At 42.3% G+C, this 21,878-nt stretch carries 16 protein-coding genes; 9 read left to right on the top strand and 7 right to left on the bottom strand.

Features of this window, described 5'->3' with window-relative positions:
* Nucleotides 1-24: 24 nt before the first annotated feature.
* The 3 genes from ACT3S4_RS12340 (at nucleotide 25) to ACT3S4_RS12330 (ending at nucleotide 7,416) form a co-directional block, all read left to right on the top strand.
* Complete coding sequence (locus tag ACT3S4_RS12340) at nucleotides 25-4,572, top strand: UvrD-helicase domain-containing protein (RefSeq protein WP_444761155.1); 4,548 nt, start codon at nucleotides 25-27, stop codon at nucleotides 4,570-4,572.
* Nucleotides 4,573-4,646: 74 nt separating this feature from the next.
* Nucleotides 4,647-6,860 (top strand): exodeoxyribonuclease V subunit alpha, encoded by a 2,214-nt coding sequence (gene recD / locus ACT3S4_RS12335; RefSeq protein ID WP_201560949.1) that lies wholly within the window; start codon nucleotides 4,647-4,649, stop codon nucleotides 6,858-6,860.
* Between the two features lie 37 nt (nucleotides 6,861-6,897).
* Nucleotides 6,898-7,416, top strand: coding sequence for a MepB family protein (locus ACT3S4_RS12330; RefSeq protein ID WP_201560948.1), 519 nt, complete (start codon nucleotides 6,898-6,900; stop codon nucleotides 7,414-7,416).
* A gap of 80 nt (nucleotides 7,417-7,496) precedes the next feature.
* Here the strand turns inward: ACT3S4_RS12330 and ACT3S4_RS12325 are convergent, their stop codons facing one another.
* Complete coding sequence (locus ACT3S4_RS12325) at nucleotides 7,497-8,060, bottom strand: hypoxanthine-guanine phosphoribosyltransferase (RefSeq protein ID WP_444761154.1); 564 nt, start codon at nucleotides 8,058-8,060, stop codon at nucleotides 7,497-7,499.
* A gap of 102 nt (nucleotides 8,061-8,162) precedes the next feature.
* Complete coding sequence (locus tag ACT3S4_RS12320) at nucleotides 8,163-8,831, bottom strand: hypothetical protein (RefSeq protein ID WP_055125814.1); 669 nt, start codon at nucleotides 8,829-8,831, stop codon at nucleotides 8,163-8,165.
* Between the two features lie 296 nt (nucleotides 8,832-9,127).
* Between ACT3S4_RS12320 and ACT3S4_RS12315 the strand changes: the two genes are divergently transcribed.
* The 5 genes from ACT3S4_RS12315 (at nucleotide 9,128) to ACT3S4_RS12295 (ending at nucleotide 13,309) form a co-directional block, all read left to right on the top strand.
* A complete protein-coding gene (locus ACT3S4_RS12315; protein WP_055125815.1) occupies nucleotides 9,128-10,807 on the top strand; it encodes a carbon starvation CstA family protein in 1,680 nt (559 codons plus the stop codon).
* 112 nt (nucleotides 10,808-10,919) lie between these two features.
* Complete coding sequence (locus ACT3S4_RS12310; RefSeq protein WP_193007426.1) at nucleotides 10,920-11,213, top strand: cory-CC-star protein; 294 nt, start codon at nucleotides 10,920-10,922, stop codon at nucleotides 11,211-11,213.
* A 33-nt stretch (nucleotides 11,214-11,246) separates the two neighbouring features.
* Nucleotides 11,247-12,269, top strand: coding sequence for an ArsA family ATPase (locus ACT3S4_RS12305; protein WP_201560947.1), 1,023 nt, complete (start codon nucleotides 11,247-11,249; stop codon nucleotides 12,267-12,269).
* A 111-nt stretch (nucleotides 12,270-12,380) separates the two neighbouring features.
* Complete coding sequence (locus ACT3S4_RS12300) at nucleotides 12,381-12,659, top strand: hypothetical protein (protein ID WP_201560946.1); 279 nt, start codon at nucleotides 12,381-12,383, stop codon at nucleotides 12,657-12,659.
* Nucleotides 12,660-12,802: 143 nt separating this feature from the next.
* Nucleotides 12,803-13,309 carry a hypothetical protein gene (locus ACT3S4_RS12295; RefSeq protein WP_201560945.1) on the top strand — a complete coding sequence of 169 codons (507 nt, stop codon included), beginning with the start codon at nucleotides 12,803-12,805 and terminating at the stop codon, nucleotides 13,307-13,309.
* Between the two features lie 42 nt (nucleotides 13,310-13,351).
* Here ACT3S4_RS12295 and ACT3S4_RS12290 read toward each other — a convergent pair whose 3' ends face one another.
* Nucleotides 13,352-14,977 (bottom strand): DUF3482 domain-containing protein, encoded by a 1,626-nt coding sequence (locus ACT3S4_RS12290; RefSeq protein ID WP_201560944.1) that lies wholly within the window; start codon nucleotides 14,975-14,977, stop codon nucleotides 13,352-13,354.
* Between the two features lie 130 nt (nucleotides 14,978-15,107).
* Complete coding sequence (locus ACT3S4_RS12285) at nucleotides 15,108-16,472, bottom strand: DUF2868 domain-containing protein (RefSeq protein ID WP_444761153.1); 1,365 nt, start codon at nucleotides 16,470-16,472, stop codon at nucleotides 15,108-15,110.
* A 239-nt stretch (nucleotides 16,473-16,711) separates the two neighbouring features.
* On the opposite strand from ACT3S4_RS12285, the gene ACT3S4_RS12280 reads away from it, so the two are divergent.
* Entirely contained in the window at nucleotides 16,712-17,503 is a 792-nt protein-coding gene (locus ACT3S4_RS12280) for an SDR family oxidoreductase (RefSeq protein WP_444761152.1), read from the top strand.
* 116 nt (nucleotides 17,504-17,619) lie between these two features.
* Here the strand turns inward: ACT3S4_RS12280 and ACT3S4_RS12275 are convergent, their stop codons facing one another.
* The 3 genes from ACT3S4_RS12275 to ACT3S4_RS12265 all read right to left on the bottom strand — a co-directional run bounded on the left by ACT3S4_RS12275 (nucleotide 17,620) and on the right by ACT3S4_RS12265 (nucleotide 21,860).
* Nucleotides 17,620-19,164: a bifunctional 2-methylcitrate dehydratase/aconitate hydratase gene (locus ACT3S4_RS12275; RefSeq protein WP_444761151.1), complete on the bottom strand. Its 1,545-nt coding sequence runs from the start codon at nucleotides 19,162-19,164 to the stop codon at nucleotides 17,620-17,622.
* A 144-nt stretch (nucleotides 19,165-19,308) separates the two neighbouring features.
* Nucleotides 19,309-19,935 carry a GNAT family N-acetyltransferase gene (locus ACT3S4_RS12270; protein ID WP_087815402.1) on the bottom strand — a complete coding sequence of 209 codons (627 nt, stop codon included), beginning with the start codon at nucleotides 19,933-19,935 and terminating at the stop codon, nucleotides 19,309-19,311.
* A gap of 71 nt (nucleotides 19,936-20,006) precedes the next feature.
* Complete coding sequence (locus ACT3S4_RS12265; RefSeq protein WP_443518188.1) at nucleotides 20,007-21,860, bottom strand: ABC transporter ATP-binding protein; 1,854 nt, start codon at nucleotides 21,858-21,860, stop codon at nucleotides 20,007-20,009.
* Between the last annotated feature and the right edge of the window lie 18 nt (nucleotides 21,861-21,878).

Here is a 21,878-nt window from a genome sequence, read left to right as displayed (position 1 = left end):
TAATAATTAAAAGTATGCGCCCATATGACAGACTTGACTGATCCAACCCATATCATTGAACTTTCTGCACAGCCACATTTATTCGATGAGCACTCAGATGCGCCTCACTCAGATCCTATGAGTGAGCGTCAGGCTGATGTGATACCAGCAGTTGATGTTGACCTAACGGGCAAGCACCTGATTGAAGCGTCTGCTGGTACTGGTAAAACTTGGACGCTAACAGGCATTGTATTGCGCCTGCTAATTGAAGCACGACGTGCGCCAGAGCAAATTATTGCTACTACCTTTACGCGAGCCGCTGCCGCTGAGATGCGTCAGCGTATTCATGATCGTTTGGTGGATTTTTATCAATTATTGCAGTGGGTCAACAGTTTAAGTGCTGACATCAGTAATAAGGAGGCTTTGTATCCCAATATATTGCAGGTGATGCCTGAAAGCGATAAGGATAAACAAGAGGGCAAACAATCAAGTACGGATTTAAATACTGAGATAGGCGCTGATGAGTTAAACCAAGACCTTGCTACTGATAAGCAAGCTGCTGCCACAAAGCGTGTACAAGCAAAAAAAGACCGTGAAGACTGGTTGGTAGCACAGGCTAAATATGTGCGCTTAGATGGCATCATGCAAGATCCCATTAACCTGCATCTCGTCGGTTATTTGCTGGATCACGTGTACAGCTATCCAATGACGGAAGCTATCAGGCGTACCGCACTGGTTTTAACCACGTTGGATAAACTGTTTGTGGGTACGCTCGATAGCTTGGCGCAAAAATGGTTGACGGAGTACAGCAGCGAGACGGGTCACCAGCAGGGCATGGGGATTATTGAAGACAGCAGTATTGAACAGGTGACTGACAGCATTGTTCATGATGAGCTACGTCAATTTCAGAGCCGTTTGTATTATGAGCAGCCTAAACTTTACGCGCTAATGGATCAGCAAGGTAAGCTGACTGCCGTGAGTGATCATAAAAAATATGTGACTCGATCGCTTAATTTTATCTCTGCGCCGATTGATGAGATTGTAGTAAATGACTTTTCGTTTGAGGGCTATGAGCGGCTTATAAATACTATCATTGGGCGCAGCGATGAGCTTGATATCTTTTTTAAACCTGACGGCGAGTACTATGACGTTCCCAAAGGACAGCTACAAAATAATAGAGACTCTTGGCCGAAAATCATTCAAGCATTAAAAGATTTTGGTCCAGCCGCTTACAAATTTATATCAGACGCAAAAACTTATACAGGAAAGTTAATACAAGCTTTTCAGAAAACTGATGACGTAGGCAAACAATTCTATAAACCAAAAGATGGCGAAAGAGTTAATCTGATATTTAATGAGTCGCAGGTCGTTCGTGACTTTAAACGCTATATTGAAGAAAGCAAAAAGCTCGATGAATACATAGTGACTGTTTTAGCCAATCTTAATCGTCATATCGTGCTGGCGGTACGTGACAGGCTACCAATTATTTTGGAAGAGCGTGGTGAGACTACCTTTAGCCTGCAAATGGTGCGTTTAAACCAAGCATTAACTGGTCGTCAAGGAGAGAAGCTGGCACGTTATATCCGTCACCACTATCCTGTGGCGTTGATTGATGAGTCGCAAGATATCAATGGCGCACAAGCCATTATGATTGAAAGCATTTATTTGCCAAAGAAAAAGGGCAAGGTTGCTGATAATGATAAACAGTCAGCTACTAAAAAAGCCAGCCATGAGTTCCTGCTATTGGTTGGTGACCCTAAGCAGGCTATTTATGGGTTTCGTGGTGGCGATGTGGCTAACTATAACTACATGAAAGCTCAATTTGATAAAAGCACGCTTTGGACGCTCGATATTAACCGACGCTCAAATGCTGGTGTGATTAATGCCCTAAACTGTTGGTTCGGCATGGCTGATGCAACCACTGGTGAGAATAAGTTAGCTCAATTAGGCGCAGGTATTTATTACCAGCATATCAAAGCGGCAAAACCAGAAAATCAGCTGTCTTGGTTTAATGAACCAGACGCTCACAGCACTACCTTAGTGACTGAGGTGCTCTCTGCCCAGCCAGTGAGCGTCTTACACTTACCTTATGATAAAGACAAAGAGCTTGAGTACGATGAGCATGAAATCACGGCGCGTCATATTGCGACTTTGCTTAGTAGTGATCAGACCTTAAAAGGCAAGCCTATCCAGCCCAGTGATATCGGCGTGCTGGCACGTACCAAAAAAGACTTAAAGCGGGTTGAGGATGAGTTGGTTAAGCTTAATGTACCGACCTTAACTACCAGTGATGTCAGTATCTTTGAAACCATCATGGCAGAAGATGTGGCGGCGCTGCTGAGTGCCATGCTATATCCGTATCGTCATGACATGATTAATCGGGTGTTGACCAGTCATCTATATGGACTGAGTATTAAAAACATCAAAGCCATGATGACGGATCATGAGTCAGGCATTACTGAGGGCAGTAGTACAACGAGCTCCCATTCACACAACTCTAATTCTAAGGATACCTCAGTTAATGAGGCTACTGATAATAAAAAGAGCTATCAAGACTTTATTACTTATCTAAAAGAAGGCGCACAACGTTGGCAGCACTTTGGCATCTTGTCGGCATTGCATTACTTGTTAGATAAAAATCCCATACAGCCACAAGGCGTTTGGCAAGCGCTAGCGGCTCGTCCAGAAGGCGATCGTCATATCATGGATTTGCGTCATGTGATGGATATCTTGGCGCAGTATGGCCTAGGTATGGGTGAGCATGAACTATTGGCTTGGTTTAGACAAAATATAGATGCTGCCCCTAACAGTGATTGGGCTAAGCAATATCCACTGCCTACAGAATCTGGCGTACAGTTGATGACCATTCATAAGTCCAAAGGACTTGAGTTCCCCATTGTCTATGTATTGGGAATGGGTGATGCCAGTAGGAAGTCTGGGAATAAGGAAGACTACGGGTTGTACTTGTACAATGCCCAACAAGCGCCTTCAGCGCTAGTGCATAAGTCGACAGAAGTTTATCATTCGATAGATAGTGAATCAACGGGAAACCAGCGCCGCTTCTCATCCTTAAAAGGCTCAGCGACTACAGAGGACTATTACACCAATATCGAAACGCGGGAAGATTTCGATGAGCTGCGACGGCTTGGTTATGTGGCATTTACTCGTGCCAGTGAGCAGCTTTATGTCGTGCTGCGAGATCCTAACAATAAAACAGGATTTGAGTTAAAGCCGGTGTTTTATTGGTTTGAATCACCAGAAGCGAAATTTGAGTTGCCTGATAGACTCAAAGGTACGATAGGCATGCTCAGAGGGCATAAGGTCAATGAGTTCTACGACAAGAATTACGCAAGCAACGATACTAAATCAGCAGGCGTAAATGACAATGTTCAGCTCGCTCTTACCAAGTCAAGTGCTCATAAGCCTGCCACAGAGACTATTGAGTATGCGCCTTTTGCAGAGGTTATGAAAACCAATTATTTTTATGGTTGGGCTAAGACCAGCTTTACCGCTTTGGCACGTCAGCTCGATGAATCTACACAAACAATGGCGATAATGGATGAGCGTATTGATGATGCGATAGACATCGATATGACAGAGTCTTCAGTTTCAGATCTCCATTCACTTAATAGCAAAGAGTCTCTCGAACAAGACAGTGAACTAAGCCTCAAATCAGAGGATGATGTCCGCTTTACCTTTGTGAAAGGTGCTAATGCGGGTACGTTCTTGCATGAGATATTTGAAAAAATTGATTTCAACAATAAAGCGCAGTGGTCTCAGGTTATTGATAGAGCGATCAGCAGCTATCAACTGCCTCTAGTTTATAGTAGCGCTGAGCAGCAAGGCCGTCGATCACAAGCGAAGAAGCAAGAGCAAGGCGATGACGGTTCATTCAATACTAGTTCACTTGATCTTGCTTCAATAGATGCTACCAAGCATGAGGCACTAATCAATTGGATTGAAGAGGTGCTACATGCGCCGCTATTGGCCTCCAATCAACCATTAAACTCTCTTAATGCAGGTCAGCGGTTTTCTGAGTTAGAGTTCAATATGGGGTTGTCAGAGAAATTTAAAGTACAGGATATCACTAAACTCTTCCAACAATATCTCCCTAATGAGATGGACAAACACGTCACTCTTATTCCGCAAAACAAAGCGCATTTGTATCGTTATTTACGCGGCGAAATTGACTTAGTGTACGAACATGCTGGCAAGTATTACGTTGTCGATTATAAAAGCAACTTTCTAGGAAATAGCCTAAGCGATTATAATGAAGATACACTTAAGCAAGCAATGTCCAAGGCAGGGTACTGGCTACAAGCAGCGATTTATCAAGTAGCGTTACATCGATTCCTTTCAATGAGAATACATGATTATGCAGGCAATGAAGATAAGTATTTAGGCGCTGTGGAGTATGTTTTTTTACGAGGTGTGTATGATCCCAACTCTCAAGCAGCTGATGATCTATCACAAGATGTTAAAGAGGCTGATAATAGCCACTCAATGCACAACGACCGCTATGGATTAGTGACGTGGGATATTCCAATTGAGTTCATTAAGGCTCTAGATGCGTTGTTTGGCATGCCCAACTAGTAGGTTATAAGTAATGATTAAATGCTAAAAAACATGATATCGATTAACTATTTCAACATAGAGACAAGCATACTATGAGTAATAATAAAAAAGAGAGCAAGGCAGTAATTGGGCTACAACAAAGCTGGGCTAGTAACATCAGTGATTATATATTGCTACGCCGCGAGCAAACGTATTTAGCGTATAAGGCAACGGATGCAAAAGCTAATACTGATAGTAAGCAAGTCGATAAAACAGAAGAAAGTAATTTATTCACCGCTCTATTCGTTATGTTAGCGACTCACTTGGAAGAGGGGCATACTGTATTGACCATTGAGTCCTCTGAGCATGAGGAAGCATTGCAAGGTCAAATCAATGATGAGGCAGTTACGCTATATGCTTGGCAGCAACAGTTATTAGAGATGCTAGCAATGCCAATCTTTGCGCTGATAGATAGCAAACTAAATACGCAATCAGAAGATGACTCTATAACTGAAAGGTCGCTATTCGTATTGCTAGACACGCTATTTGATAAGAGAGATCAGCTGTGGATGCAATTGGCGCTTAGCAACCACGAAAAAGAGGTACTAACCAAGCGTTTTGACATGATTGCTACACTATATCACTTATTGAAAAATACGGACTTAAGTTTTTTTATGCGCCTAGTTAACGAACACAATTTGTTAGCTGAGGTTAATAGTAGCATTAATAATAACGATAAATTAAATAGCCTAAGCAAAAAAAATCAACCTATTATTTACAAACAAGTTGACAGTCGAAAAACAGAAGGTTCAGCAGTATTAATAATTTTTTGGCTACATCGTGCATGGCAAGCAGAATTTAACTTAGCACAGCACATTAATACTATTTTAAATCAACAGATAATCCCTCTAAATATATCAATACCCAAAAATTTAAACGATCAGCAGATAGCAGCTATTAATGTGACTAATAATAATGCATTTAGTATTATTACTGGTGGTCCAGGTACAGGTAAAACCTATACCGTGGCTCAGTTAGTCATTGCGCTGCAACAAGCGACAGAGAGTGGGGGATACAGGGCTGGAAATATTAGATTCAGTACAGATAGTGCCAGTCTGGCATTGGCAGCACCAACTGGTAAGGCCGCCCAGCGCATGCAGGAATCTTTACAAGCTGCTCTCGATGCAGCAGATATTGATCTACAGTTACAAGAAGCTAAGACAATCCATCGTTTGTTAGGTATTGGTCGGACGGGTAGACCGCGCTACGATACTAACAATCCACTTGGCGAAGATATTATCATCGTTGACGAGGCGTCGATGCTCGGGGTCGAGTTGGCTAATTATCTCGTAAGTGCAGTGAAACCAGGTGCAAGGCTTATATTGCTAGGCGATGCGAACCAACTAGCAGCAGTCGATGCAGGAGCAGTATTGGCTGACTTGTGCCATATCCCACTGTTACAACCCATTCATGCAGAATTAACCGAAAGCCGCAGGTTTAGTGCAGAATCAGGTATTGGCAAACTTGCCTCCCAAATTAATCAGGCAGAGGTAGATACGCAAGCCATCTGGCAGCTGTTAAGGCAAGATGAAGCCTTGAGTTTTCAATATGTAAATACGCTGCAAACAAATGAGTTTAAAGATAATAAGACAAGAAATAGCCTAAGCAATAAGGAAATTATTTCAAAAATGTCGCTAAAATATATCAAATATATAAGTAAAGTAAAAGAACTCCTAAAAGATCCAATCGAAAAATCCATGCCAGAATCAGTAAAAAATACGATTACATCATTAATGGAGACATTTAATGAGTTTAGAATTCTAAGTGCTGGTCATAATGGTGAATGGGGCGATCACTACATTAATAACTATCTCACTCAATGGCACCTAACTGAACTAAAGCTACCACTGGGTCAAAACACATGGTTCCATGGCCGTCCTGTGATGGTTTTACAAAACAACTACGAGTTAGGATTATTTAATGGTGACATTGGTTTTTGCTTACAAACATCGGATGAAAGAAGTCGATTAGAAGTTTTTTTCGAGAATAAAACACAGGGGATTCCCGTCAACCTGCTAAATGAAGAGGTGATTGCCACCGCATATGCGATGACCATTCATAAATCGCAAGGATCTGAGTTTGAGCACGTTGCCATTACTTTTGATAATAGTCATGCTAGATTGCTAAGCAAAGAGCTTATTTATACGGCGGTGACCCGTGCTAAGAAACAGGTAACCATATATAGTACAAAATCTGCTTTTGAAAAGGCTGTTCAAACACCTACTGAGCGCCATACAGGTTTGGCATTACAGTTTTCTCAGCGTTAATAGAAAAATGCTCAGAAATATAAAAAGAGGACTAGAGTTGCATACCTTTGATACGGTGCTAGAGTATATTAATGAAATTATTTATAAACCCAACCAATTCATTATTGCTTCAACTAAAGAAGAGCAACAAAATCTAGAATATGCTGCTGGTACATTTGAATTAATGAACAGACTGACTGTCAAAACAGTTAGATTCAGAGTAGCTAAACAAACACCTACTAAAGTAGGGCAGTTCGTTACCTTTTGGGAAAAGGATTCCAAAGGTATTAATCAACCTTTTCAATATGATTCGTCACCAGACTTGTTAGTAATCACGACATTTAAAGACAACCATACATTGGGGCAGTTTGTTTTTCCAAAAAATGTCTTGCTTAGACATCATATTCTTCAGTCTCACTTTACAAAAGGTAAGATGGGTATCAGGGTGTATCCTAGCTGGGATAAGCCAACCAGTAATACCGCTAAGAAAACACAGAATTGGCAACTCGATTATTTCTTCGTGGTGACTGGTACAAACATACTGCCTACAGAAAACATACGGGCTTTGTATGAGTAGCAAAATTAACAGTAAGTGCAAAATCTAAGCAATAAAAAAGCATCCAAATCGGATGCTTTTTTTGAACTCAAATATAGAACTTAAACTTTGTCTTCTTTGATGGCATAGATGCCAGGCAGATGACGCAAGTAACCATGGAAATCCATACCACAGCCATAGACATAACGATCTGCAACATTGATACCGACAAAATCAACATCAAAACCTTCAACTTTACGATCATGCTCTTTATTAAGCAACACACAACACTCAAGTGATAAAGGTTTTTCTTTGCTTAATTCTTCGACAACTGTTTTTAGCGTGATACCTTCATCAAAAATATCGTCAATCAGCAATACATGCTCACCTTCGATACTAACATCAGGTTTGAATTTCCAATCTAGCTCATTGGTGCCTGCATTATCACGATAGCGTGATGCATGAATATAATGCATGCGATGGTAGAACGTCAAATGAGTCAGAAGTTGACCAGCTGGAATAAGTCCACCATTCATAACAACCATAACGATTGGGTTTAAACCAGCATAATGTAGGTTGAGCTGGGCGGCAAGGCGCTCATAAGCAGCGGCTACTTCGATGCTACTAATAAGGCACTCTGAGTTGCGTAATGTTTTTTCAATTTCTTGGTTGCTGATTTGGGTCATCGGGTGCGCCTTCGGTAAAAAGTGCCGCTTATTTTAGCAAATTTTAGTGAATTTGCCCAATACCATCTGTCTTTTGAGGCAAAATTAATCAAATACTGGCATTTATTCCGGCTTTTCTACGATGAAAGGGCGGTAATAGTTTGCTAAACGATTTAAAGAGCGATCAGGTAGGTCGGGTAGCAACTTATTTAAGGCCATACTCATGCCTTTATCAATGGCGGCTTTGGCAACTGGGACAGCTTTGCGTTTAATCATGCCAAGTTTCAGCGTTTCAGCATAGCGGCTGATAAAATGAGTCAATGTCTCTTCATTCATGGTTTCAAGCGCTGTTTTAAATGCTTTCATATCTACTTGCTCAGGTGTGATAGCAGCAAAGCCTTTTTCGATGGTTTGCGCATCTGCATCAGATAATTTGAAACCCACTCGTTTTACACCTTCATTATCAATAAACGTCGCCCGATCTCTCAAGAAATGAAAGCTTGGCATTACTTCTTCGTTATTCTCTTTACCGAGTAAGATGTTAAGCAGCGTATCTGTTGCTTTTTCAACTGTGCCAACAATTTTGCGCATGGAGGCTTGACGTTCAGGGTTTGGAATAATATCTACCAATCCAATCAACAAATTGTCGATTAAATCACGTGCTGTTTGATGCGTCAGGGCATCACGATATGGGTAGTATTCGACCTCCTCATTTGAGGCAATCACTTGCTCAGCGTCAATGATTAATGCTTTCAATTTATCTGAAGGTACAAACCCAAAATAATGCGCCATGGTGCTTCCTTTATTTGTTGTTTTTCATGTTTAACCAGCGTTACATTTGTCGTTAAATCAGTTAGTATCTAAATGGGTTGCAGTCAAAGACTCACCATATGCTGACTAGTGACATGTGCTAACGATAGAATGCAAAGCCTTATTAATGGATGATGATACTACAGTACTTCTATAAACAGCCTTTGGACAGGTGCGCTAAGTCACTAGTCGCCGACTAATTTAACATATTTTTTATATTCTAAATTAAAAAGCTTGAACTTATAAGGCTACCTATTACTTGTCTAAGGAGAGATAAGATGAATAGTGCAATCGTGCTAGTGTTTGCTGTTGCCGCGATGCTTTGCGGTTATCTGTTTTACTCAAAATTTATCGCTACTAAAATCTTGGCATTGGATAACAGTATCCCCACGCCAGCGCATACTATGAAAGATGGGGTGGATTATATCCCTACCAATAAATACGTGCTATGGGGACATCATTTTACTTCAGTCGCAGGAGCAGCTCCGATTATTGGTCCTGCCATTGCCGTTATTTGGGGCTGGGTGCCTGCTATCATTTGGGTAGTATTGGGCACGATTTTTATGGCAGGTGTCCACGATATGTCCGCCATTTGGGCTAGTATGCGCAATCGAGGTCAGTCGATTGGCTCGATTGCCGGTACCGTCATGGGTACACGGGTACGTAGCTTGATGATGATCGTTATCTTCTTATTATTACTCATGGTAAATGCGGTATTTGGCGTCGCTATTGCTAATATGATGATAAAAACCCCGTCCGCTGTGCTACCTGTTTGGGGGGCTTTGATAGTCGCCTTTATTATCGGTCAGTGTATTTATCGCTATAAGATGAATCTGGTTTGGGTATCAATCATTGGGGTCACGGCTTTATATGGGCTTATCTATCTTGGTCCTATGTTCCCTGTCGTATTACCTGAGACATTCTTAGGCTTACCTGACAATGCTGTTTGGATTATTATCTTGTTTGCTTATGCGGCAATCGCTTCTTTATTACCGGTTTGGATGCTTTTACAACCGCGTGATTACATCAATGGCTTACAATTATTTGTCGGTCTGATTTTGTTATACGCTGCCATCTTTATTGCGACGCCGAATATTGTCGCGCCAGCGATAAACACGGCATTGCCAATCGGTACACCATCTATGGTGCCTTTATTGTTTGTCACCATTGCTTGTGGTGCAATTTCAGGCTTTCATGGTTTGGTGGCAACGGGTACGACGTCTAAGCAGATTGATAAAGAAGAAGATGTACGATTCGTTGGTTACTTCGGTGCCATGGGTGAGGGGATGCTGGCACTGGGTGCGATACTTGCGGCAACGGCGGGCTTTGCAACTCTTGGTGATTGGCAAGCCGTTTATCAAAAATTTGGCGATGGCTCTATTGGTGCCTTTATTGATGGTGGTGCAACCATACTGAATGCAGGCGTCGGTATTGATATGGTTTTATCACAGACGATGCTGACGGTAATGGCAGCATTGTTCGCTGGTACTACCATGGATACTGGGGTACGTTTGCAACGCTATATCTTCCAAGAGTTTGGTGAAATTTATAAACTACCTGTTCTAAATAAAAGTGTGGTGGCAACATTGCTTGCCGTTGGCAGCTGTTTGTTATTAGCCTTTGGTGCTGGTGGCATCGATGGTGCTGGCGGTATGATTATTTGGCCGTTATTTGGCACGACGAATCAGCTAATGGCTGCACTAACCTTGATGATTGTTACCGTTATATTGTTACGTAAAGGCAGACCTGTGTGGTATACCTTGGGGCCATTGTCATTCTTACTGGTCATGACGGTTTTTGCGTTATTGATTCAGCTAAAAACCTTTTTCAATGACGGTAACTGGTTACTTATTATTATGGATATCATTATCTTGATAGCCACAATCTTAGTAACGTTTGAGAGTTTATCAGTACTCCGTAAAGAATGGTCGATACACAGAGGCAAAAGTAATCTCTAAACCCTCTTAAATAATTAATGAAATGTCAGATAAAACGCTAGCAGCAATTGCTGGCGTTTTTTGTCTCATATAGGCATGATAGTTAATAAGCATCCGAAAAAGAAGAGTGATTATGGAAAACACGGATATGACAAAGCCTATAAAAAATATTGAGCCATGGTGGCAAAGATTTGCGGCAGGGTTAAACGAGTTTTATCATGCGCCTTATCGTCAGACAATGGCACGCGCCGCGCGTGATGAAGAAGATTTTTTCATGCTACTCATGTTTGCGGAAAGCTTAGGTATCGACAATCCGGCAAGCTTTTATACGCTAGAGTTGCAGCCTTTGTTTTTAGAAAACTTCCATGAATGGCATACCAGAATGGGTATGGATAGATGCCCTTTTGACCACGTAGGTTGCTGCTAGTTTCCTTTGAATTCATTAAAATGAGATACAAGTATGGCATTACACCCTTTACCCGCATTGGTAGAGCAACTGGCAAAGCAGCCGATTATATTTATCGGTGGCAAGGGCGGTGTCGGTAAAACCACCACTGCCGCCGCACTTGCCAGCTATTATGCCAACCAAGGCAAAAAGACACTGATTGTCTCGACCGATCCAGCACACAGCTTGGGCGATGTGTTAAACGTCCCGCTCAAAAACCAAAAAACAGTAGTAACTTCTTGTCTAGATGCTATTGAACTAAACCCTGATATCATCGTCGATGAGCATTTTTCCCAAGTTGAACGCACCATTACTTCCTATGCAAACCCAGACATGATGCCAAAAATTCGCGAACATCTACGGCTATCAAAATCAGCACCTGGCGCACAAGAAGCCGCGATGCTCGAATCCATGTGTCAGCACTTGGTTGCAGCAGCAGATGCCGGCTATGAGCATATTATTTTTGATACCGCACCGACGGGACATACACTGCGTTTATTAGTGCTGCCTGAAATGATGGGGGCATGGACGGATGGATTGCTAGCGCAGCAGCGGCGGCAGGCAAAACTTCGCTCAGTGGCAAATCATTTAGGCAGTCATGAACAACACAATAACAAAAATGACTTAGCTAATCCATTTACCACAAAAAAAACCGACCGCTGGGAGCAAGCAGTATCTGTACTAGAAAAACGCAAGCAGCTGTTTCGTCAGGCAGGGTTGCTACTGCATAACCGTACACAAACCGCCATTGTATTAGTGATGACGGCTGACGTATTGCCACTGGCTGAAACAAAGCGGGCGATAGCTCAGTTAGAAGACAGTAAGCTCATGCCAGCCGCCATCGTTATTAATCAGTTGATAGCACCAACTCAGTCTGATGATTTTTGGCAGCGTCGTGCTGAACGCCAGCAACAATTAATGCAAGATATTGAGCAAAGCTTTCCCAAGTATCCGCTATATTCTATTTATTTACAGCAAACCGATGTGCGTGGTATTGAGGCATTAAGCGCTCTTTTAATAAACGGATTAGATTCATAGGATATATGACCATATAGGTAATCTCTCTCTTTTTAAAACTTTAAAGTAAATACAATAAAAATTAACTATAGTATGGATTTATTTGTTTACTTATTAGGATGGGAGATTATTTTGCAAAAATTATTATTAGTTGGGGCGTTGTTTTTTGGAGTCACTTTTATATTTGGATCATTAGGGGCATTTCTTGAAGGAAGTTTAATCGCTGGATTATTAATGCTAATTGGAGGAATTTTACTATTACCCCCTGTTAAACGATTGATTATAGATAAAAACCCCAGTTTAAGCAGAGGTAAAATCACAGCAGTAGGATCTATCTTGATATTTATATCAATGTTCTTTGTTTCATCAGATGATGCAAAAAAACTGATGGCAATGAAGATCAAGCAGTAACTAGAAAATCAGTAGAAGCGAAGACCGAGCAGAACGTTACAAAGCCTAAACCTAGTACAGAAGTTGAATCTTCTACTGAGGTTGTTACAAAAGAACAGTCGGTTGAAGTTACTAATGATAAACAAGCTAAGATAAATAAGATAATGGAAGTGGGTATTACGCTTGGAATAACACCAGAGGAATACGGTAATAAGTTTAACAAACTCACCAAACGTGCAGGTCTAAAGAAAACGGTTTGGAGTGATGTTGGCTTGAATTTGAATAAGCAAGAGTATCTTGATACTTTCGTTGTAAATTATCCTTCTGACATAACATTAGTGGGAGCTGTAGATAAAAACGGAGAGCTTAAAAGCTTAGAATATCAAATCAATACCAGTGACTTAAATACGACTAACGCTGCAAGTATAGGTTTGATCTTTTCGTTCTTATCTGGAGCATCAACTAGTATATTAAGTCCTGATCTGTCAGATGATGAAGCATTGGCATTTGCGGCTGAACTTATAGGAAATACAGTTACTGAGTTTTCCAAGACAGAGGAACCTCAAATAAAAGTTGAGATTAAGGGCGATAAAGCTTATATGGTTGAAGCTAATCAATTCATGCTTACGTTTAGAGTAGAGCCTGAAGCAAGCGACAATCACAAGGACTAATAATATCAAAACAATCCCTGATTGAATGTATAACAAGCAAGGCTACTCACGATTACGTGACTGCAACTTACCTGAAAGCGACCATGCCATATCTGCGCGTAATAGCTGCGCTTGTTCAGACTTACCACTACTGAACGATGACCATTGCGGTTTACCACGAGCTTTTTTTAGCTCACTGGGCAATTTATGTGTCGGCCATGGTGTGACAGTGGCGCTTTCGTCATCTAACGACTGTTCAATACTGGATTTCTCACCTTTATACAGCAATTGCGTGGCATCAGTTGCAGCATGACCACGATGGCGCAATGCTGTCAATAAATCTATGGCTCGAGTGGCCAGCAAGGTTAGGGTAGCAGGGTCGATATACAAACGTTTTACCCCAGTGATTCTATCGGCAATACTACTGGTATTAGATAACAGCCCACCTGCGATACCACCAATGGCAGCACCCAACCCCAAGGTTGTACCAAGAGCGGCCGCATCAATCCCTAAGCCTAATAGTGCACCAGCTGCTGCTCCAGAAGTGGTGCGTATGCCATAGCTTTTTAGCAGTTCAGGGTCAAACGGATCTTGTTGATAGGCTTTTAGCTCAAGCGGCGTTGCAGCTACGTCATTGTCATAAAATTTATATAAATTGAGCAAGTTGTTCTGCATCGCCCGTTCGCTCTGTCTGACCGCTTCTTGCATTTGCTGTAATACTGGCATTGGGTCATCATCTTCACTAATCTCACGAACAAAAGCAGCAACATTGATTAAAAAATCAGCAATGATAATGTTGGCCTCGTCATTTAGCTGTGCCCAGTCTTCAGTGCGGCGCGCCATTAATTGCTCAAGCATCTCTGAGTGGGTGAGCATGGTGGCTAAATTTTGCCATAGACGCATTTCATCGTTAAATTCAAAGGCAACAGAATCAAAGCGCGTTGAGATATGTAAATTACGTCTTGCCAGCATGGTCTGCCACTCATCTATATTGGCATCCTGAGCGTCAGTGAAATTAAATACTGGCATCACAGGAATCGCTGCCCAAGATAAAATAGCTAACTCGTCTTTATATTTACCGAGTACCGGCTCACGTGCATCGACGACATAAATGACCATATCACTTGCCAGCAGCTGCCGAATCACTTTGGCCTCTTGGCTATAGTCCTCATTGCTATTTATATTTAGCGCATCACCACCTTGGGCAATGTCTGCTGCCAAAAACTGTTGCAAACGCTCAATGCCATCACGCCGACTGGCGGTATTGTCCTCTAACCAATCCATCAATCCTGACGCATCTTCTAAACCCGGTGTGTCATACAATACCACCAACACTTCGCCCGTTTGGTTGTCTGTTAATTTGGCTTGCTCTACATGACGGGTAGTTGCGGCTTCGTTTTTGACTTCACCAAAATAGACGTCACGCAATAGTGTACGCAGTATGGATGTCTTGCCCGTATTGGTATGACCAACGACGGCCAATTTTAGCGGTTCACCACTGGCGATGGTTTTCCTTGTCATACTTGTCGTTGTTGATAAAGATTGATTGTCTTGAGTTTCCACTGACTCAGTTACAGCTGATTTTAAAGTGCTGTTTGCGTTATTAGGGGTTGCCTCATAAGCCTTATCTGCAAAGAGACCAGCAGGCTTATTGTGTTCATAATTATCTTTTTTATTATCATTATTCATAATATCGTCTTATATTTATTAATGATCAAAACATACATTGGCTTTTATTGTAGAACAAATTGTGTGCTATTTCGGTATTACTACTGACCATCTGTCTTAAGTAACTGATAATCCCAGTTTGGCTAGTCAATCAAGTATTCACTAGACCAATGTTGCGGGCAGAGAGTGCGGTTTGCCACTGCTGATAACGAATATCTTGATGGTCTGCAACCTGCTTGGTTAACTCTAAAGCGCTTGAATCACTCAGCAGCTGCACAATGAGCCCATCTTTTGCATGGCGGGCGATTTGATCAAGTTTGCGTAGCGTACCACGGTCAGGTAAGGCTTTATGATGAATGCCAAGTAAGACCTGCACTGGGTGACTGTCTAAATACGTCTTCAAACGTGCCATATCGTCACGATCATCAACGATACCGAAATTCTCTATCTCGCTATTATTAATATTGGCATCCAGACCTGCAAGCCACCAGTTATCCTGCTCTGCTGGATACTCAAGCAAAGCAACCAGTTTCTTGCCAGCGCTAACAGCTGCTTTTGGGGCAATAGGAACGGGCACTTCATTAAAGTCATCAGCATCTACCACCTGACGTTGCCAAAAGTTTAAAATCTTTTGATAATAGGGCTGCTTGATGTCCAAACGCATCTTTTTACGACGGAACATCAATGCACAAAACGCCCAAGCAATCGCTCTTGGTACAATACCGTACATCAGCAAACTACCAACCAATAAGCCTGCCCATTGCCGCGCAACAGTCAATGGCATCGCATCAGTCACCAAGCGACTCTGTACAATAGCGTTGCTATTTGGCACATCGAATCCCACCATACTTGGTAACCAGCCAAGTACCTGTGTCAAAGTAATTAGCGCTTGATCGGATAGTAAAGTCGACTCCCAGCTAAAGCTATACTGACGCACAATCAACAGGAAAATAATCGCCACCAGCATGCCTGTCAACGTTGCCAGCCATAACTGATGACTAAAGCGCCCCAAATACCAGCGCATCCCACTATGCTGTAATTGGCGCTCGTACAAGTCGACTGCAGCCTTGGTAACATCATCCTTGCCACGTATCAGATAACTGGGACTGACAAAATTGGCAAACCAATTCGAAGACGGCTTGCCTTGATTAATCAGGGTCATCACAAGCCAGCCTAACAGCATAATGGTATGGAAACCCAGCAAGCAAACCAATACATAAAAGAAATTCACCACATTGGTCTGTAGTAAGGTGAATAATCCCAAAAATCCCGAGAGACACCACACCACGCTCATGACCACCATGATGCCTTTAATACGCCCGTCAATTTTGCCCAATACTCGTGTCAGCGCACCGTTACTATCGATACGTGAGGCTCGGCGTTGCAATTTTTGAATGGGTTTGCCATCCTCACCTTGTAGCTTTTCCGTGATAAGTAGCGGATCAGTGGCAAAGACATGTTGCTGCGTCTCAAGCGTGCGTACCAACTCAGTCAATTGATCTTGGGGTGATAGCATAATGCGATAACATCCATATAAAGGCGTTTATGTAGGAGATAATTCTTGATTATTGTAGCGTATATATGAGGACACGCCTTCGCCAAATGTTAAAAAATGAACATTTATTAAGCATTTTTATCATGGTAAAGACAATAAAAATCAGCCAAAATGAATAATGAACAAAATGATAATAACAATAGTGTGAAAAAACAGAGGGTAAAAAACGCTGTTAAAGAGAATCCAAAAAAGGAATCATCATGAATAACAGAACATATCTAATCGTTGGTGGTACAGGCGGCATTGGTAGAGCGATGATTAAGCAACTAGTAGATGGCACTGCCAGTGACAATAAGGATGAGAATGCGAATACCGATAATGGTGGAAAACAGGGTATTCATGTTTTTGCGACTTATCATCGCAATGTACCTGATTTTGAGGCTGACAATCTGCATTGGATATCCATGAACCTCTGCGACGAACAGAGTATCCAACGAGCAGCCGAGGTTATTCAGCAGCAAACCACTCATATTGATTGGATTATCAATTGTGCAGGGTTATTACATACGGCGACGCAGCAGCCAGAAAAAGCGTTGCGTCAGGTTGAGACTGATTTCTTTTTACAAAATATGCAAGTGAATGCCTTAGCCAGCTTGCTTATTGCCAAGCATTTTAGGCCACTATTAGCCAAATCTGCGCGTAGTAATGACAAGCCCGCAATATTTGCGACGATCTCCGCGCGCGTTGGCAGTATCAGTGACAACCAGCTGGGCGGATGGTATAGCTATCGTATGAGTAAAGCGGCACTCAATATGGGCATGAAAAATCTGAGTATTGAATGGAGTCGCTCGCTTAAAGACGTGTGCGTGGTTGTCATGCAACCAGGAACGGTAAATACGCAACTATCAGCCCCTTTTCAAGGTAATGTGGCCGAAGGTCAGTTGTTCTCGCCAGCCTACAGTGCGGAATGCTTATTAGAAGTGCTTAACCGTATGACAGCGTTGCAATCAGGAAGCTTTGTTGACTGGGCAGGGGAATCCATACCTTGGTAGTTTTTAGAAGCTAGCTATTAATGGAGAAAAAAGGCGTGTCGTTGTCATTATATTAACGACAACGACACGCCCTATGTTATTGAGAAGATAAGGGTTGTTTTTAGATAGGCACATGCTTAATTCGCCATAAACAAGTCCATAAACTCATGTACAGGTGTGTGCTCTAAGCGTGTTTGATCGCTACAAAGCGCCAAAATATCCTGACAGCGACTGTCGATAAATCGCGTTGCCAAACTGGCACGAAACTTGGCTTCTAATACAGGAATACCTTCTTTGCGGCGGCGCTTATGTCCGATAGGGTATTCGACCACAACCTTGTCGGTACTGCTACCATCTTTAAAAAATATTTGAATAGCATTGGCAATCGAGCGCTTGCTTGGGTCATGGTAATCTTTTGAATAACCCGCATCTTCTTCTACGATCATTTTGCGGCGTAGACCATCAATTAAGACATGGTGCTGTGCATGATAATCGTCTTCGTAGTTTTCTGCCATTAAATCGCCAGTGAGCAAAGGCACCGCGACCATATATTGCAAACAATGATCGCGATCAGCAGGGTTGGCCAATGTGCCTTCTTTAGAGATAATTCTAATCGCGGATTCATGAGTGGTCAGGACAATTTTTTCAATATCGTCGATTCTATCATCAATGCGTGGATGTAGAATAACAGCGGCCTCACAAGCAGTCTGCGCATGGAACTCGGCAGGAAAGCTTAACTTAAATAAGATGTTTTCCATCACGTAACTGCCAAACTCACGCTGGAAAGTAAAACGGCGCTCGTTTGCAGGTTTAAGGGCTAAGTCTTTATTGGTATGGCTAAACAATACATCATAAAACCCCCATTGCGGTGCAGAGAGTGCCCCAGGGATACCCATTTCACCGCGACGGGTAATGTCAACCAAGCGTACCGCACGACTGGTAGCGTCGCCTGCCGCCCAAGATTTACGGCTACCGGCATTGGGTGCATGACGATAGGTACGCAACGCCTGACCATCGACGATCGCCTGCGAGATGGCAGCCATGATACGCTCACGTGGCAATTTATAGAGCTTGGCGACCACAGCAGTAGAGGCCAATTTAACTAAAAACACATGATCAAGACCCACACGGTTGAATGAGTTTTCCAGTGCAATTACCCCCTGAATCTCATGCGCCATAATCATAGCCTCAAGCACCTCACGCATGGTTAATGGCGGATGATTGCGACTGACACTTTGTTGGCTGATATAATCGGCGACTGCTAGGATACCGCCTAAATTGTCCGAAGGGTGTCCCCATTCAGCAGCCAGCCACGTGTCATTATAATCGAGCCAGCGCACCATACAGCCGATATCAAAGGCGGCTTTGATAGGATCTAGGCTGTGGGTTGTACCCGGAACGCGCGCGCCATTAGGTGTGAGCTGATCGGCACAATCAGGACCCAGATGCTTAGTACATTCAGGGAAACGTAGCGCAAGTAGACCACAACCAAGCGTATCCATCAAGCAATGACGCGCAGTATTCCAAGCATCTGCGCTATTGGGGGAGTCGTTATCTATCGAATAATTAAGCACATAATCAGCAATCTTTCGAATCTCAATGTCATATTCTGGACGGACATTGCTTTCTACCGTTGCATCATTTTTATTTGAATGTGTTGTATCTGAATTATCATTTGACATGGTTGTCTCCTCTTCCTTGAGTATGCTACTTCCTTGACCTATTATCTCGGTCACCTTTTTAAATTAGCCATCATTTAAAAGTAGCATACTCAATATGAAACAACCAAACTGAATTATGTTAAAAATTAAAACCTTGCGGCGCGCTTAAATCATCAAATATAGCAGACCTAACACAAATAAAGCCGCCATGATAAACAGCAGAAAACTTAAGACTTTGTTCGTTGTGGAGGCAGACTCAGTACGCTCTTTTTGTACTTTGTTTTTCTTGGCAACGTATAGAACCATTTTCACATGTTCTATGTTGTCTTCGAGATAATGATCGCCTTCAGGGACAAACCCCAAGGACTCATAGAAGCTGAGTAAGTAGGCTTGTGCAGAGAGTATAATCGGGCGCTTTTTACCATATTTTTTACGGCAGTGCGCAATGGCATGAATCATCATCTGCCGTGCTATACCGTCACCTCTGTGCTCTGATAATACCAGCACTCTACCGATGGCAGGCATAGCAGTATGATTGGTCTTAATCGTAGGGTCAGCGACCGATAGATTGGATTTTAATTTATTAAATTCAGGCGGAATGATACGGCAGTAGCCTACCAACGCCTCGTTTTGATGCGCGATAAGATGGAGGCAATCAAAGTCCACCTCATCCATATCTTGATAGGCGCAGTTTTGCTCAACCACAAACACTTGTGATCGGGCTTTTAAAATATGATAGAGATCAACTGAGGTCAGCTCATCAAAGGTTTTGATAGAAAATTCACAAGTCATAGTGGGCTAGCTTCTGGAAATAGGCGGTAAAAGATTGGCATTATAACGATTTAGGCACACATTAACCATTCCTAACCATTTAGAGTCTGGCTGATTTTATCCAAATTTAAGCTATCCGACATGGCATTGAATATCTCAAAATACTTGCCGTGTTTCTCGTATAGCGCTTCATGCGTACCGGTTTCAACCACGCGACCATCTTCTATCACGACCAAGTCATCCGCATCGATAATTTGGGCAATATTATGCGAGACCATAATCACGGTACGATCTTTTTTGATGAGATCTAGGCTCTTCTTCACTTGTTGGCTGGCGATGGCATCGAGGCTAGCGGTTGGCTCATCCAAAAACACAATGGGTGGATCTTTTAAAAACATCCGTGCCAGCGCGATACGTTGCTGTTGACCACCAGACAATGACTTTGCTGTACTCTCATAGCCTTCTGCTAAATTAATAATTTGCTCATGAATGGAGGCTTTTTTTGCTGCAATGATAATATCTTCATCAGTCGCATTCATATCGCCATAGCGGATATTTTCGCTAATCGTCCCCGAAAATATATGATTGCTTTGTAGTACTAAACCGATATTTTGACGCAATTCATGAGTATCGCAGTCGGCTAAATTATGTCCGTCTAGCCATATAGTGCCGCTATCTGGCGCATAAAACTTTACTAATAAGCTAATAATCGTACTCTTGCCAGCACCGCTTAAACCCACCAGCGCAGTAATACGATTGGGCTTGATAGTAAAGCTGACATCTTTTAGCGCTTGCGTGCCATTAGGATATGTGAAATCGACGTTTTTCAGCTCAATATGACCTTTTAAATTTTTACTACTTCTGCCCGTGATATCTTCAACTTGGCTTTCATCTTCTAATATATCAAAGAAGCCTTCAGCGTAAGTCAGGGCGTTATTAATCTGATCATAAATACGATGCAATTGGCGGATAGGGGCGGCGACGTTTTGAAATAGCATGACATGGAATAAAATCATACCGATGGTCATCTCGCCTTTTAAAACAAAGTAGGATGTCAGCAGAATGATTACCACCACGCCAATTTGCTCAATAAAAGTTTTTATCGCATCATAAATAAAACCAATACTGCGAATGCGCAGCTGATTGTCAGTCATGTCTTTTTGAATGGTTAAATGCTTTTCCGCTTCTATCGACTCACGAACAAAGGATTTCACCACGCTGATGGAGTTGATCAAGGAGATAACCAAGCCACTTTTGGCTTCTCTATAGCCGCGCATCTGCCGACGGAATCCTTGTAGACGCCGCGCTTGTTTTTGGCTGATGAAAAAGTAAATGGGAATGATAATAAGACCGACCAAGCCTATCCAAAAATTGGTCGAAAACATAATGATGAGTGAGACGATCGCACTGGCAAACAATGGCAGCATATCGATAAAGAAGTTTTGCACTAAACTGGTTAAACTGCTGACCCCGTAATCAATACGCGTTTGCAACTTACCGCTGTCGTTTTCGCTACTGGTATAAAATGCCATCCGATAGGTGAGGATGCGCTCAATGATTTTTTGCGATAAATCACGTGATAAATTGATACGAATCTTTTCGCCGAAGAAGCGTTGCCCAAACGAGATGAATATCGATAATATCTCTTTGGTTAAGAGTACCGCACTGATAATGGTCAGCATGCGCACGCCAGCTTCCCAAGGCTCAGCGAGGGTAGCGATTTCGGTCAAGGTATCAACGGCATAGCGCAGCACAAAGGCATTAACTTGCGCTGTAAACGAACCCAGTACGGTCAATATCAAAGTGGCAATAATTAATACTTTATATGGCGCGGCAAAGACTGCAAGCTTTTTGAGGATATCCCACAACAAAGCTCGCCGCTCAGTTTTTTTGAGCGGCGGCTTTTTATCTAACGGCACATGGCGTGGCTGGGGAGATATTGGCATGTATTTTTATGAATATTA

It is taken from the genome of Psychrobacter sp. AOP30-A2-5 (assembly GCF_052378115.1).
Taxonomy (GTDB): domain Bacteria; phylum Pseudomonadota; class Gammaproteobacteria; order Pseudomonadales; family Moraxellaceae; genus Psychrobacter.
The sequence above is the reverse complement of the archived record's forward strand: the minus strand, read 5'-3'. Positions and strand labels throughout refer to the sequence as shown.